The sequence below is a fragment of the Candidatus Zixiibacteriota bacterium genome (assembly GCA_035380245.1).
Taxonomy (GTDB): Bacteria; Zixibacteria; MSB-5A5; order GN15; family FEB-12; genus DAOSXA01.
Genome location: DAOSXA010000003.1, coordinates 537161 through 551707, shown reverse-complemented (window position 1 = coordinate 551707; position 14547 = coordinate 537161). Strand labels below are relative to the sequence as shown.

Annotated in this window: 17 protein-coding genes; 7 read left to right on the top strand and 10 right to left on the bottom strand. The window is 52.7% G+C overall.

Going from position 1 to position 14547, the window contains the following annotated elements; all coding sequences use genetic code 11:
* Window positions 1-45: 45 nt before the first annotated feature.
* The 8 genes from PLF13_12650 to PLF13_12615 form a co-directional block, all read right to left on the bottom strand.
* Window positions 46-807, bottom strand: coding sequence for a GDSL-type esterase/lipase family protein (locus PLF13_12650; protein HOP08130.1), 762 nt, complete (start codon window positions 805-807; stop codon window positions 46-48).
* A gap of 36 nt (window positions 808-843) precedes the next feature.
* On the bottom strand, window positions 844-1398 hold the full coding sequence (locus PLF13_12645; GenBank protein HOP08129.1) for an acyltransferase: 555 nt from the start codon (window positions 1396-1398) through the stop codon (window positions 844-846).
* Between the two features lie 155 nt (window positions 1399-1553).
* The gene (locus PLF13_12640) at window positions 1554-1799 is read right to left on the bottom strand and encodes an acyl carrier protein (GenBank protein HOP08128.1); all 246 of its coding nucleotides are present in this window, start codon (window positions 1797-1799) and stop codon (window positions 1554-1556) included.
* 135 nt (window positions 1800-1934) lie between these two features.
* Window positions 1935-3917: an asparagine synthase (glutamine-hydrolyzing) gene (gene asnB / locus PLF13_12635; protein HOP08127.1), complete on the bottom strand. Its 1983-nt coding sequence runs from the start codon at window positions 3915-3917 to the stop codon at window positions 1935-1937.
* Between the two features lie 65 nt (window positions 3918-3982).
* Window positions 3983-4948: an NAD(+) synthase gene (gene nadE, locus PLF13_12630; GenBank protein ID HOP08126.1), complete on the bottom strand. Its 966-nt coding sequence runs from the start codon at window positions 4946-4948 to the stop codon at window positions 3983-3985.
* Window positions 4949-5185: 237 nt separating this feature from the next.
* A complete protein-coding gene (locus PLF13_12625; GenBank protein HOP08125.1) occupies window positions 5186-6070 on the bottom strand; it encodes a homocysteine S-methyltransferase family protein in 885 nt (294 codons plus the stop codon).
* 24 nt (window positions 6071-6094) lie between these two features.
* Window positions 6095-6940 carry a hypothetical protein gene (locus PLF13_12620; GenBank protein ID HOP08124.1) on the bottom strand — a complete coding sequence of 282 codons (846 nt, stop codon included), beginning with the start codon at window positions 6938-6940 and terminating at the stop codon, window positions 6095-6097.
* A complete protein-coding gene (locus PLF13_12615) occupies window positions 6937-8106 on the bottom strand; it encodes a Xaa-Pro peptidase family protein (protein ID HOP08123.1) in 1170 nt (389 codons plus the stop codon). The genes PLF13_12620 and PLF13_12615 overlap by 4 nt, the downstream gene beginning before the upstream one ends.
* A gap of 165 nt (window positions 8107-8271) precedes the next feature.
* Here PLF13_12615 and PLF13_12610 point away from each other — a divergent pair, with 165 nt between their 5' ends.
* Window positions 8272-8697 (top strand): DUF5684 domain-containing protein, encoded by a 426-nt coding sequence (locus PLF13_12610; protein ID HOP08122.1) that lies wholly within the window; start codon window positions 8272-8274, stop codon window positions 8695-8697.
* Window positions 8698-8756: 59 nt separating this feature from the next.
* Here PLF13_12610 and PLF13_12605 read toward each other — a convergent pair whose 3' ends face one another.
* Together PLF13_12605 and PLF13_12600 are read right to left on the bottom strand one after the other, a co-directional pair.
* Window positions 8757-9521 (bottom strand): citryl-CoA lyase, encoded by a 765-nt coding sequence (locus tag PLF13_12605; protein ID HOP08121.1) that lies wholly within the window; start codon window positions 9519-9521, stop codon window positions 8757-8759.
* Window positions 9522-9544: 23 nt separating this feature from the next.
* The gene (locus tag PLF13_12600; GenBank protein HOP08120.1) at window positions 9545-10354 is read right to left on the bottom strand and encodes a hypothetical protein; all 810 of its coding nucleotides are present in this window, start codon (window positions 10352-10354) and stop codon (window positions 9545-9547) included.
* Between the two features lie 268 nt (window positions 10355-10622).
* Here PLF13_12600 and PLF13_12595 point away from each other — a divergent pair, with 268 nt between their 5' ends.
* Genes PLF13_12595 through nuoE form a run of 6 tightly spaced genes read left to right on the top strand, consistent with a single transcriptional unit; the run spans window position 10623 to window position 14533 of the window.
* The gene (locus PLF13_12595) at window positions 10623-11357 is read left to right on the top strand and encodes a cobalamin biosynthesis protein CbiA (GenBank protein ID HOP08119.1); all 735 of its coding nucleotides are present in this window, start codon (window positions 10623-10625) and stop codon (window positions 11355-11357) included.
* 23 nt (window positions 11358-11380) lie between these two features.
* The gene (locus PLF13_12590; GenBank protein ID HOP08118.1) at window positions 11381-11614 is read left to right on the top strand and encodes a 4Fe-4S binding protein; all 234 of its coding nucleotides are present in this window, start codon (window positions 11381-11383) and stop codon (window positions 11612-11614) included.
* Between the two features lie 25 nt (window positions 11615-11639).
* Window positions 11640-12737, top strand: a complete 1098-nt coding sequence (vorB, locus tag PLF13_12585; protein HOP08117.1) for a 3-methyl-2-oxobutanoate dehydrogenase subunit VorB — start codon at window positions 11640-11642, stop codon at window positions 12735-12737.
* A 7-nt stretch (window positions 12738-12744) separates the two neighbouring features.
* Window positions 12745-13512 (top strand): thiamine pyrophosphate-dependent enzyme, encoded by a 768-nt coding sequence (locus tag PLF13_12580; GenBank protein ID HOP08116.1) that lies wholly within the window; start codon window positions 12745-12747, stop codon window positions 13510-13512.
* On the top strand, window positions 13509-14072 hold the full coding sequence (locus PLF13_12575; protein HOP08115.1) for a 2-oxoacid:acceptor oxidoreductase family protein: 564 nt from the start codon (window positions 13509-13511) through the stop codon (window positions 14070-14072). The genes PLF13_12580 and PLF13_12575 overlap by 4 nt, the downstream gene beginning before the upstream one ends.
* A complete protein-coding gene (nuoE, locus tag PLF13_12570; GenBank protein HOP08114.1) occupies window positions 14069-14533 on the top strand; it encodes an NADH-quinone oxidoreductase subunit NuoE in 465 nt (154 codons plus the stop codon). The genes PLF13_12575 and nuoE overlap by 4 nt, the downstream gene beginning before the upstream one ends.
* Window positions 14534-14547 lie beyond the last annotated feature (14 nt).

The window sequence follows — 14547 nt, the reverse complement described above, 5'->3', positions numbered from 1 at the left end:
TTTGCATAGCGGACAGATCAGAAAACAGTAATTCCCGATAAAAAACTACTCTTCGTAGCCAAGAACTCGGCGCAGAACCGGTCTGGCCGCCTCCGAGAGGATCTCGTATCCTTTATCGTTCAGGTGTACCGCATCGACCGAGCAATCACGCGGCAGGAAGCCGTCTTCATCGGCGATCGCAGCGGCAAAATCGAGTAATGGATACCCCTTTTCCTTCGCATACTGCCTGGCCCAGTCGTTAAACTTTCCCAGAGAATCGACCACACTGAAATCGCCGATATGTGCTTCCGGCTTCCCGGCCGGAATGATGGTGCTGATTATCGGCGTGATCCCCCTGGCTTCGGCCAGTTCAGACATCATAGTCATGCCGTCTTCGAGTGTCTTCAGCGACAACTCCGGTCTGATGTTGATACTACAGAACTTGATAATGACCGCTTTGGGCTGTAGTTCGAGAACGTCGCGGTTAAACCGAGTCAGAATCTGCGGAACGAGCTGACCGCCGACACCTCGATTGATAATCGGGAATTCAGGCAAGTATTTTTTTAGATCCCAACGCTGAGTTATGGAAGCACCCAGGAAAACTACCCTGTCGGCTACGGCGCTGCCGTCGGCGATAGCTTCCTTGAGGGCGGCGTTTTCCTCGGCATAAGGAACTCCCGGCGCCGAGACATGAGTTTGCCCGGTTAACTTACGCTTGATCTCACCCAGGGGATTGCCGCCGTATTTTACATAGCTGAAATAACCCCAGACTGCAATGATGTTGATAATTATCGAGCCAAGTAAAACTAATTTCCAGAAGTTCGACATCGGTTCACTCGTTCTTTGGTGTTAACAATATCAAGATTATAAACTGACTTTGCGAGCCGGATTGCCCATGTACGTTGCGTTGTCGACCGTATCTCTTAAAACCACCGAACCGGCCCCAACCGTGCAATTCTCGCCGACATTCGCCAATACTACCGCCTGCTCCCCGATCCAGGAACCACGACCGACATGAATTCTCTGATAGGTATCGTTGGTAGTCTGGCCGTTGGCACGCTCTTCGGGAGTGCCGTGTTGATATTTACCTGACAGAAGAGATACCCGGGAACCGATCAAGACATTTTCTTCAATATCGGCACAACCCACAATCGAGTACGCCCCGACAACCGTATGGGCGCCTATGGTTGTAGCTCTATGAGCAACCATCGATCCGAGCAGAAAGCTGACATCCGGTGAGATTCTTTCGCAAACGACATAATAAAACCCGAGCCGAAGGTATTGCCCCACGATGGTCGGCACCGTTGCCACCAGCTCCTTACATTGGCTGTAGATTCGCTCACCCTTGCCGCGACACAACAGGGTTTCGAGCCAACATAATAGAATAAGCGGTGATGTTGCCAGGATTCCCAGCCCCAATAGAATTCTCTTGCAAATGATTCCCATCTTAGTCCAGGACGGTCCCTAATGTCAGATTCTCTTTCAACGCCGGAAACTACCGCTTCCACCGTTCAGACACAACCAGAAATTGGACCGGATCAACGATGCGAACCCACAGCCGGGTTTCAAAGGTGTCAGGAGGCCTTGGATTGAACGAATTTAATAAGGTTGCTGATGGAATCGAGATTGTCCGGCACGAGTTCTTCATCATTGATCTGCATGCCAAACCGCTCTTCCAGAAATCCAACCAATTCCAGAACTCCGGTCGAGTCGATTATTCCCAGTTCCAGCAACGATCCATCGTCGGTTAACTCTTCCGGGTTTTTACCCAGCATGAAGTTTCCGGCAATGAAATCTCTAAGTTCAGCGCGTATGTCCAAAAAGTCCTCCGGTCATCTGGTAGTCTCTGCTGCACTACTGTCGGCTATATTACGACAGTCAGTATAATCTATCGGCACTCTTGCGGGTTATGTCAAGCCTCCCGCGAAGTCATTTTACGATAACGCTTAAGCCATTCACGAAGTTTCATCTAACCATACCCTGTAATCCTTTCGGTCGACAGGATCAGAGGGTGTAAAATTATCAATGTACTGACTCCAAAGAAGCTGGGTCGAAAGCACCCCGATAAACGACATATTGTCCTTAAAGGACAAATGGGCATGCGATAACTTTACGCATTTGGCCCGAAGCATCTCAACCGCGTCAGGGGCAAAAATCCCCGCCTGAGCGACTTTCTCCGCACTAAGCAAAGTGTCAACATATTCCGGCGTACCCGGCCGGAAAAAGCTGTTTGAATCCGGCGCCATGTAGGGTTGCTTCACCCGCTCGATAATTTCACGCGGCAATTCGCGGCTCATAGCCTTTTTTAGCACCATCTTTTCCTTGAGACCCATCAGTTTATACCAGGGCGGTATTTTCGAGGCGAATTCCGCTACGCGGTGGTCAAGAAACGGATAACGGCCTTCCACGGCATGGGCGGCCGATACCCGGTCTCCCTGTGATGAAAGCAGGTATCCCGCCAGCAACGACCTAGCTTCGAGATATTGGGCTCGACAAAGATGATGCCAGCCAGGAAACTCCTCCGGTAAATCTATCCCGAACGCATCTACGGCATGCGATTCCCCCACCCGATTTCGGAACTCATCACAGAACAGGTCCTTGATGCGTTGGGTGGTATTGATCCGTTGCTGATGAGAATAGTAGTACCGGTTAATATCCGTCAAGCCCTTCTTGTAGAAGGTCTCCAGGTAGAACCTTGCCCTGGCCGGCGACAACGGCAGTGTGGGATAGAGCCGGCGCAACAACAGCGGTCGCCAGCTCGAATCGGGATTTCGCGCCCAAAAGCGACGGATCATGGTTTCCTTGAAAATATCGTAACCGCCGAGCATTTCATCGGAGCCTTCACCGGTCAATACTACCTTGAAGTTGTTCTGCCGAACGAGCGCCGACAGCATCAACAACGGCGTCGGAGCCGTGCGCACGATCGGGCGCTCAGCATGCCAGATCGCTTTGGGGAAGTTGGCGGCGATATCACCGTAGTCACATTGAATCTGATGATGTCTGGTTCCGAGATATTCGGCCATCTGCTTCTGATAACCGGATTCATCGTAGGCCTGATCGTGGAAAGCTATCGAGAATGTCTCCACCGGGGTATCGGTGAAATGTTTGATCAGAGCGGTCGTAGCGGACGAATCCAGCCCGCCCGATAAATATGCTCCGACAGGGACATCAGCCCGCAAACGCAGGCGAACGGAGTCAATCAGAAGCTCCTGTAGTTCCTCGGCCCAGGATGACAGCGACCGGTCAAAATCGAACTCGGTCGGAAAACTTTGTGACCAATACGAGCTTACTCGGATTTTACCGTCGGAGATAGTCAGATACTGCCCGGCCGCCAACTCGTTTATCCCCTTGAACGCCGTACGCGGGGGGGCAGTGGTCCACCAGGTGAAAATTTGATCGAGCCCGATCGGATCGATCTCCCGCGTCAATGCCGACCGGCAAAAAATCGATTTGATTTCCGAGGCAAAATAGAAAACACCATCCTTGTCGGCATAAAAAAGAGGCCGAATGCCAAGCCGGTCACGGGCGGCAAAAATCTGCTGCTTTCGGGAGTCGTAGATTACAAAGGCAAACTGACCGTTGAAACGATCGAGACACCCGGTCCCCCACTCTTCATAGGCATGAACGATAACTTCGGTATCGGACTGCGTACGGAAACGATGCCCGGCCGCGACTAATTCCCCTCGCAGTTCGAGGTAGTTGAATATCTCACCGTTGAAAGTGATCCAGAGAGTGTTGTCCTCGTTGGCAAGCGGTTGCGAGCCTCCGGCAAGATCGATAATCGAAAGCCGGGCCTGACCAAGACCGCAACGATCGCTGAAATAAGCACCGAACTCGTCCGGTCCCCGATGCCGGATCGCCCCAACCATACGCTGGATTAAGGCATGATCGGGAGGGCCTGGTTCAACCAGACGGAAATAGCCGGCAATCCCGCACATGACTCCCTATCCTCTGTTACTCCATGAAAAGCCGGAAAACTGGTGGATTATAAAAAGATTTCCGCTCACACTACCTCCAGCGGGGGCATGCGAAGATATTCCGTGGCGGTAATTTTCCGCTGGATATTCTGATAACCGCGTTCAACCTGCTCTTCGGTCAAGCCGAGTACCGGTGCGACTTCCGAGGGAGCGATATCGTTCTCCATCGCATACCAGAGCATGTCCATGTGATAAAAATCCAACCCGAAGAAAAATTCTTCCTGGGTAACTTCGGCGCTGTAAGTGTCGGTGGTCGGCTGACGCTCGATAATCTCCTGCGGAACGCCAAGATATTCGGCCAACTGATAGACCTGAACTTTGAACAAGTGAGCGATCGGTTTCAGATCGGCCCCGCCGTCGCCGTATTTGACAAAAAATCCCTGCTCGTGTTCATCCTTGTTACCTGTCCCCACTACCGCCCAGTTGCGCTTTTCGGCATGGTAGTAAAGAGTGGTCATACGCAGTCGCTGTTTCAGGTTGGAAGCAGCCACAACCTGAAGATAGGCCTTAAGCGGCATCCGCTTGACTTGTTGCTTGCCCTGGGGATCTTCGATACTGACCTGGAAGAAATTATAAGACCGCTTATCGGTGATGCTTCCCGGATTGATGATTTTCATTTTGTACGAGGAATCGTATTCCGGGAAAATCGTCCTGATAGCCTCATCGCGCCGTCGATAACAACCCATTCCGTCGAGTCCGTCGGTGATGCATTCGGTCACGGTCTCGAACCCGAATTTGTCGGCCAGCATACCGGCCAGTTGGGCCGACTCCGGCGAAGAATCCTTTTCAGGCATCATAATGCCAATGACTCGTTCCGGTCCGAGAGCACGAGCACAAAGGGCGGCGCAGACCGAAGAATCTATTCCCCCCGAAATACCGATCACGGCGCCTGTTTTTTTAAGCTTATCACTGATCTGTGAGACTACCGTCCGACTGAGTTCCTCGAACATCCGGGCAGCGTCAATCTTGAGAGCATCTTTGCTAAAGGCCAAAAGTTTATCCCCTGATATTACTAATTCCAATGGTCAAGCTAAACGTGAGTCAATCTTTCATTTAGGTCAACAAATAGTTATGCTGCATTATTCTATGAATATCGGCATTTGTAACATATGTCATTAGACTCCCCGGCCCGATGAGATTATTTATCCGGCCGAGAAGAACTCTATCATTAGACATGTAAGTTGTTTGCATTGCAGATGGGGGTATTTTAAACTTACTTAGAAAGTAAGTTACCGGTTTAGCGCTGTCGACAGAGCTCGAATATGGTCAGGCGATGCCCCGCAGCAACCGCCGACCCACGTTGCTCCGGCAGCGCGCAGACCCAGGCCATCATTAGCAAACTGCTCGGGACTGACAGGATAGTGCGCAACACCGTCTATTACCTCAGGTAATCCCGCGGAGGGCTTGGCGATAAGCGGCAGGTCACCGCTTGCTCGAAACCGCCGGATGATCTCAATCATTTTCTCCCCGGTAGGCGTACAGTTACAACCGACAGCATCGGCGCCTTCCTCGCTCAAAATGGAAAAAACCTCCTCCGGGTCGGCCTGGTCAAGCGTAACGAGATCATCACCGAACACCAGACAAACAGCTATGGGGACAGACATACCCAGGATATCAATCGCTTTTCGACAACCGCGAAGGGCGGCCTGGGCTTCACCCAACGAAACCATCGTTTCGATAAACAGAAGGTCGACTCCGGAAGTGATAAGAGCTTCCGCTTGTTCCTGAAATGCCTTTGAAACGGCCACGAAACCGTCATCGGCCATGGTCTCATACCGTTCGCCCGTAGGGCCGATATCTCCCGCTATTACGGTGTCGGTTGTTTTCGCCGATTGCAAGGCTACTTCAGCCAATTGCCGATTACAGACAGCCACCTGATCGGACTGACCATAAGCACCAAGGCGGAATCTATTAGCACCGAACGTACAGGTCAGGAGCACTCCGGCGCCGGCTTCGATAAAACCTCGTTGCACCTCGGTGACGATACCGGTATGATCGATTGCCCAGCTTTCGAGGCAGGAACCGATTGTCCAGCCTCGACGGGTCAGTTCCGTCCCGGTGCCGCCGTCGAGGATCATGGGTGTATTGAAATCGACTTCGAGTCGTTGTCGCATTAAACCTTCTCCCCCGGCATGAAACTAAAACACGGGCAGTTCACGGGACGGCGTAAAAGCATAAAACAGCTTGATACGACGCTCCTTGCCCGATCCGCTTATATCCAGAACTTTCACCAGGGCGTTGTTGCCTTCGCCGGTGACGATCCAGACCCATTGATTCACCTTGACCTCAATACGGTCATCTACCGGGCGGGAACTGATCTTTGGCAGACGTTCGGTCACTTGATCGAGGTCGCCGCCTTCGCCGACCGATTTCAGTTTGCTGTAACTGAGAAAAGCATCGAGATGGCTGGGAGAGGCAAGATAATCATGGCCGTCCTTGCTGAAGAAATACAGGTCGTTGTCAACATCACCGGCCGGGATATAAGTATTTGACTCGAATGAAAAACCGTCATGCTCACCGGCATAGCGAATGGACAACTCGATTTCTCCCTGGGGTCCACAGATCACTCGTTTTTCTTTCGTCGGTTTGGAAACCGAACGATCCGGGAAAACGATTCGAACCGAAACGTAGTAAGGCTTGCCGTTTTCGAGACCGGCGGCTTCAAAATGTTCGACACTGTCGGAGGGATCGGTATCACCGGCATAAACGGTATGATTGAACGGCTTAATCAACGACGGTAAATCGGTCCCGGGATAATTGGCGGCTACCGGATCATCGCTGATATAGATGTTGTATCCGCTGATGTTGCGATTATACTGAGATCTCCACATCACGGTAATGCTGCCGTCGTTGACCGCCGTTTGGAGATCGTACGGGTAGCAGGCAGCGTAGGGGCTGACCTCCTCCGCAGATTGAGGCGGACCGCAATGCCACAGGCCAAGAGACACGATCGACAGTATTGATAAAACGATAATCTTCTTCATAGCACATGCAACTCCATCTGTCGCGGGCAAAGGAACCTCCCTCCGGTCTCTTCAACGACGACATCCTCTTCAAGGCCGACACAGCCAATGCCGGGCAAAATGATTTCCAATTCCAGCGTGAATACGTTACCTGATTCCAGCGGAACGAGCGGTGCTTCGCCGTATCTCTCCCACATCGGACCGATCAATCCCCCGCCGTCGTGAACCGAACGACCCAGTTGATGGCCCAGGGCATGCTGGTATTCCTCGTAACCGTTATCGCTGAGCATACGACGGGCGACATCGTCGATCTCAAAGCCCTTGATACCGGGACGACACAACCGAGCGGTTTCGGTAATAATATCACGCACCTGATTGAAGGCCTCGATCAACTCAGGCGGAGGTGTCGCTTCGTTGGAACGACGAAAATAGACCAGCCGCTGAAGATCGCTGCAATAGTCGTTCAGGCGCACACCGAAATCAACGTGTAACAGGTCTCCGCCCGACAGTCGGGCATCGGTCGGCAAACCGTGACCGGGAGCACTCTTGTCGCCGGCGTTGACGATAGTCGGGAAAGAATTGCATCCGCCTGACTCAGAAATCAGACCATCGAGCATCGCTCCCACTTCCCGCTCGCTTTGACCGGTCCTCAGACGGTGACACAACCGATTCCAGGCCTCAAGGGAAAGGTCGGCGGCCTTGACGATACGAGCAATTTCTTCGGGCAATTTACGGGAGCGCAACTTGCCACAGAGCTTCTCAGCCGATACGAAACGATCAACGTAAGGTGTCGCTCCGAGATATCGATGCAACTGAAGAAACATGCCGTGAGTGAGACCATCGGCGCTGGGATCGTCGGGTGAATAGTTCAACGCGATCTGTGTCGGGTCGATTTCTCGGAGCAACCGACGAAGGTCTTCGCCGACTCCGGCCGTGTAAGCGCGGACATCGTCGAAGCCTTCATGTCGCTTGAGGTTTTCGACGTCGAAGTTGCCGACCAGGGCCACGTTATGGCCATTACGACAAAAAGCAAAAAACGATTCCCAGGTCAACTGGCAACCTATCACCAGGGGAATGACCGGATCAGCCATGACCGGCGTTTCTCTCACCGCCACCAGCCAAAGATCCAGATCCAGTTCCTCCAGAAGGCCCCGGACCTGTTCCGTTTTTGCACAAGTCAACGCCATGGGGCCATGATATCGCTCCCCATAAGGCAAAACAAGGTTTATCAGGCGTTGAAAAACAAACCGAAGAATGTCCCAAGATAGGACATAGGTTTAGCCTCATCTCGACCGATCTAGATGTCAGATACGGGCTACATTGCGCCCGGTTTTACCCCCAAGGAGGATAAGATGTACGAGACTGCTTATAACAGCGGCGGCATAGGTGCTTTTTTCTGGCTGTTTTGCCTCGGCCTCTATTTGTACTTCGCCTTCACCCAATATAAAATAGCTCAGAAGGTCGGCTGCAAAGAGAAAGCCTGGTGGTCGTTCGTTCCCGTGCTGCAATGGGTTCTGATGGTCGAAATGGCCGGCAAAGAATGGTGGTGGCTGGTGCTCACCTTAATCCCGATCATCAATATCGCCGCTTATGCCATCATCTGGATGGAAATAGCTCGGGCCGCCGGATACAGCAATGTCTGGGGCTTGCTGGTATTGGTCCCCTTCCTGAATTTAGTCGCTTTAGGAGTGATGGCTTTCTCGGGTAATGCCTCGTCAATCGATATCCCGACCTCGGGACAAATCGACCTGACTCGTCGGAAAACTACGGCAGTGTAGCAGACAAAAAGGGCGAGTCCCGGACTCGCCCTTATTGTTTCTTTTCGATCTCGAAACGGCTATAACTCGCGTTCGCCGGGACCATCGTATTCGTACGGTAACGGCCCGAGTTTGCGCATCGGCTTCTCGCGGGTCATTTCTTCATAGGCATGCGCCAGTAAACCGGGTACTCGTGAGATAATGAAAAATCCCTTGCCCAGTCGCCAGTCAAAGCCCATATCGGAAATAACCGCAGCGATAGCACCGTCGACATTGATCGGGAGTTCTTTCCCCGTTTTCTCAGCGAGAGCTTTTTCGATTGCTTTGCAGAGATCAATATGACGGCCGTGATAACCATAACGCTCGGCAATCTCGAACAGCTTCCCGGTACGCGGGTCGACCTTGTGCAGACGATGACCGAAACCGGGCATGCGTCGCTTGCTTTCTTTGAGCCAGTCGACAATCTGTCCGGCTAAAGCGGTTGGATCGCCTTCTTTGGCGGCCCATTCCTGCATAATGCGGGCCGACTGTTCGATCGCTCCGCCATGAGTATCGCCGATGACGAGTACGCCCCCGGCAATCGCCGCGTTGAGTGAATTGCCGCCGGACATCACCGTGCGCGTGCCCAGCACCGACGGCGGTGACGCCCCATGATCGATCGAGGCCACCAGAATCGCATTCATAAGAGCCGCCTCGGCCTCGGACGGACGTTCACCCTTTAGAATCAAATAAACAGCTTCGGCGTAGGACAAATGCTCCATGATATCGGTTATGGAGTAGCCCTTGACGCGGATCTTGCCGGGTCCGATATCGGTTATCCCGGTCTTCCATTTCTCGTCAGCCATTGCTTACGTTCCCGAAAATAAGGTTAGTTACCATCGGTCGAATCGGAACTTGGGAGCTGATATTGCCCGCTCACGACTTTTTTGACAAAGTTGAGCCAGTTGGTTTGAAGGCTGTCAAGTTCGATCTCCAGGACACCGGGCACGACTATCTCGATCGGCGATTCGGCGCGATAGAGCAAACCAAGCCCCTTGGGTCCATATTGAACGAGCATAAAGTCAACAAACGAGGCTCCCTCAGCAGTCTGTTTGCGTTCCAGATTCGAGTCGACCGTGGAATCAACGGCCAGTTCCGCCAAAGACTCCAGTTCCCCTTTCTGATAGAGGTCCCAGGTCATCTGATGGTAGTTCTGACCGGAAGCATCAAGCATGGCCAATAGACCATGTTTGAGAAATTTGTACTGCGGTTCCTTGTTGATCCAATGCTGCAGAACGTACTGCATGACGGTGGTGCCGCGATAGCTCGGTAGCCAGAAGTGAATAACCGTATCCTCTGCGTATGGATATTCATGTCCGGTCATCTCTCGCCCCTGACCGAATCCGGTGTAATGATAAACCACCAGCGTCTCGGCCGGTATCGGCAATGTCAGCACCTGGCAGTCCATTTCAACCTGCCGACGATACAAACGAGCGTACTCCTGCATCTTGTCGGCATGAAGATGACCGGGCGGATAGATCACCTTGACATTCTCATAAGAAGCGGTTTTCCAGCCGTCGTATTTGTTGTTTTCAACCCCCTCGCCGGCGTTATTCGAACCGGAGCAACCGGCAAATACCAACACCATCAACGATAGGAGGCAAAACAGAGCGATAATCAGGATTCTACGATTTAGCAAAAATACCCAACATAGGTTTGCGGAACTATCACAGTCCCGTCGTTTGATCGCCATAAATCAATATCGGGTCACAATATAGTCAATCGAACAGGAGCCGTCAAACCGAATATAAACGTTATTATTTTCACATAGATACTTGACTTCAGGGTACGCGGTTACGATATTCTAACAGGACTGGTTTTGTAGGATTTTACAGACCGGAACACTCCACATTACGGTATCCTAATCCGTTGATACCGTTTGTAATAGGAGTCGGGAGCAAGCACAGATGTCATCGGACCGTACCAACCGCAAATATCGTATGCCCGCATTCACACGGCCGATTCTGATCATTGTCGGCGGTTACGGCAGCGGTAAATCGGAAGTCTCGGTGAATCTGGCTGCTTTCCTGGCTCGCAGTCAATCGAAGCCGGTAGCCATCGCCGATCTTGATATTGTAAATCCCTACTTCCGATCCCGAGAAGCCACCAAACAATTAGAGGCGCTGGGAGTTCGTTCGATCAATCCGACCGGTGAGCAGTTTCACTCGGAACTGCCGATTATTCTTCCGGAAGTAAAGGGATCGATACAAAAACACGAAGGCTACCTCATTCTGGATGTGGGTGGTGACGATGTCGGAGCACGCGTTCTCAGTTCGCTGAACGATGCTTTCACTCCCGGCAGTTATGAGATGCTGCTGGTGCTTAACGCCAACCGCCCGTTCACATCCGACCTTCGTTCTTCCCTGCAAATGATCGCCAAAATTGAAGCCTCCTCCAAACTCCGTTTCACCGGGATTATTTCAAACACTCATCTGCTCGAACAGACCGACGCCGAAATGATTGAACGCGGATATCGCCTCTCGATCGAAGTCGCCCGTGAGGCCGGAGTCGAGGTTAGTTTTATTGCTGCTTTGGCAAATGTACTTAAGAAAATAAACACTGAAGCTTTTGACACGGCTGTTCTGCCGCTTGAGCGCCAACTGCTCAAGCCTTGGGAGCAATCCACACGGAACAGCACTTAGCTAAATAGATAGAGGTGCCGTTAATGCCGGGAATAACCATAGACAAGAACCATTGCAAAGGTTGTGAGTTATGCGTAAAAGCCTGCCCTCAGAAAATTATCTCGATGTCCAAAGAGATAACGGTGCGGGGTTACTTTTACGCCAAAGTTCATGATCCATCGCGATGCATCGGCTGTCGTATCTGCGCCCTGACCTGCCCCGATGTGGCAATCACGGTGCACAGCAACGGCCTGGTTTACGAACTCTACGAGTACTAGCCGGTACGGAACAGGGATTGAAGATATGGCAAAAATACTTATGAAAGGAAACGAAGCGATTGCCGAGGCTGCCATCCGGGCCGGCGCGACCAACTACTTCTGCTATCCGATTACGCCTCAGACGGAGGTAGCGGAATACCTGGCGCGGCGGATGCCCGAGGTCGGCGGCGTGTTTCTGCAGGGCGAAAGCGAGTTGGCCGTGGCCAACATGCTTTTCGGCGCTGCGTCGACCGGCAAACGCTGTTTCACTACTTCCTCCAGCCCGGGCATCAGCCTGATGCAGGAGGCAATCTCTTACATGGCGGGAGCATCTCTCCCGGTCGTGATCGTCAACATCATGCGCGGCGGTCCCGGCCTGGGCGGTATCCTCCCGGCTCAGTCTGACTACAATCAGGCGGTCAAGGGCGGCGGACACGGTGATTATCGTGTGCTCGTCCTGGCGCCGTCATCGATTCAGGAAGCGGTCGACCTGATGATGTTGTCCTTCCATCTGGCGGATAAATACCGCAATCCGGTCATGATGATCGGCGACGGTATGATCGGCCAGATGATGGAAGCGGTAGAATTCCCCGAGAATTACACCGAACCGGAGTTGCCCTCAACGGACGAATGGGCCGCGACCGGTTGTGCCGGACGTAATCCGAGAATTATCAAATCGCTCTTCCTCGACCCGGTCGGCCTGGAGAAAAATAGCTGGATGCTTCAGGACAAGTACCGGCAAATGGCCCGAGAAGAAATCAGATTCGAAAAATACCGTGTCTCGGACAAAAACCAGGTGCTGATCATTTCCTACGGGACAATGGCCCGTATTTGCCAGACCGCTATCGATGAACTGGCCGACGAAGGAATTTCCGTCGGGTTGCTTCGTCCCATCACCCTCTTCCCCCTTTGTGAGGAACAGATATACAACGAAGTCGCCAAGAAAAACATCAAGGCCGCGCTGGTGGTCGAGATGAGCACGGCGCAGATGTACGAGGATGTGGTCCGGTCGGTGGTCGGCAAGAAGAAAGTTCATTTCTACGGCCGCACCGGCGGTATCGTTCCTTCACCGGAAGAGGTCAAAGAACAGATTCATCAGATCGTCGGCACGAAGAAAACGACGACCCGAAAGAAGAAAGCCTGAGGTTGATATGAAAACAGATAATACAATACTGTTCGATCGGCCCGAGGCAATGTATGACAATGTCACCCACTACTGCCCCGGTTGTACCCACGGTGTGATTCATCGTCTGGTGGCCGAAGCTATCGATGAAATCGGCGAACGAGAAAATACCTGCGGTGTCGCCCCGGTGGGCTGCTCGGTGCTCTGCTACAATTATCTCAAAACCGATTTCCTGGAAGCCCCGCACGGCCGCGCTCCGGCACTGGCGACCGGGTTCAAACGCATCCGACCGGACATGATCGTTTTCACCTATCAGGGCGACGGCGATCTGGCCTCGATCGGTATGGGCGAAATCGTTCACGCCGCCAATCGCGGGGAGAAGTTCACTACGATCTTCGTCAATAACGCTATTTACGGCATGACCGGAGGACAGATGGCTCCGACCACGCTGAGCGGTCAGGTTACCACGACCTGTCCGTTCGGACGTAACAACGCCCTGGTGGGATGGCCGATTCGCATGTCGGAATTGTTGTCGTCGCTCCAAACCCCCGCCTACATCGAGCGGGTATCGGTACACGATCCCAAACATATCGTTCAAGCCAAACGAGCCATCAAGAAGGCTTTTACACTGCAAAAAGCCGGGAAGTGCTTCACCCTGGTCGAAGTCCTCTCGACATGTCCGACCAACTGGGGATTGACCCCGAGCGCGGCACAGGAATGGCTTAAGAACAACATGCTCGCCTACTATCCGCTGGGTTGTTACAAGGACTACGTCGAGGATGGAGGCGGCCAATGAAACAGTATGAAGTTCTCTTTGCCGGTTTCGGCGGCCAGGGCATCATGACCGCCGGACAATTGCTGGCTTACGCCGGTATCGCCGAAGGAAAACAGGTAGCCTGGATTCCCTCGTACGGCCCGGAGATGCGTGGCGGCACCGCCTATTGCATGGTGGTTATTTCAGACACCCGGATCGGTTCGCCGATCATCAGCAACCCCCGTTGTGCGGTGGTGTTCAATCGTCCCTCATTCGATAAGTTTGTCCCGAGGATCAAACCGCAGGGTCTTTCGATCGTCAACAGCTCCCTGATCGACGTTACCACCGATCGTGACGATATTACCGAACTGCTCGTTCCGGCCAACGATATCGCCATGAAAATCGGTAATCCCAAAGCGGCCAATATCGCCGTACTGGGTGCGTTTATCGGCGCCACTGAGGTGGTCGGATACGACACCATCAAGGATACGATCAAGTTGAAGCTGGGCAAAAAGAAAGAAGCCCTGCCGGTCAACATGAAAGCTCTCGAAGAGGGATACAAACTGTCCCGGGAAGTTCTCGGTCGGAAGGTAAAGGCATGAAACACGATTTCTCTAAACTTCCGGAGATTTTTGACCGCTACCCGAGTGCTCCGGAATCATTAATAGCCGTTCTGCAGGATATCCAGAAGGAGTACAATTTTCTCCCCTGCCACGCGCTCGAGGAGACAGCCAAACGTCTGGGTGTTCCGCTTTCGAAGGTATTCTCGGTTTCTACCTTCTATAACGCCTTTAGCCTGAATCCTAAAGGTGAGAAGGTTATTCGCATATGCGTCGGCACCACCTGCCATATTCGCGGCTCCAAGCAAATTCAGCAACAACTTGAGAATCTGCTCAAGATCAAAGCTGGAGAGACCACCGAAGACGGGAAATTCTCGATCGAGGTGGTCGCATGCGTCGGCGCCTGCGCCATGGCTCCGGTGGTGGCGGTCAACGATGAGTTCCACGGCGGCGTGACCGTCGCAAACGTCAAGCGACTGGTCAAGACAAACAAGAAGGACTGATATGCGAATCGAGA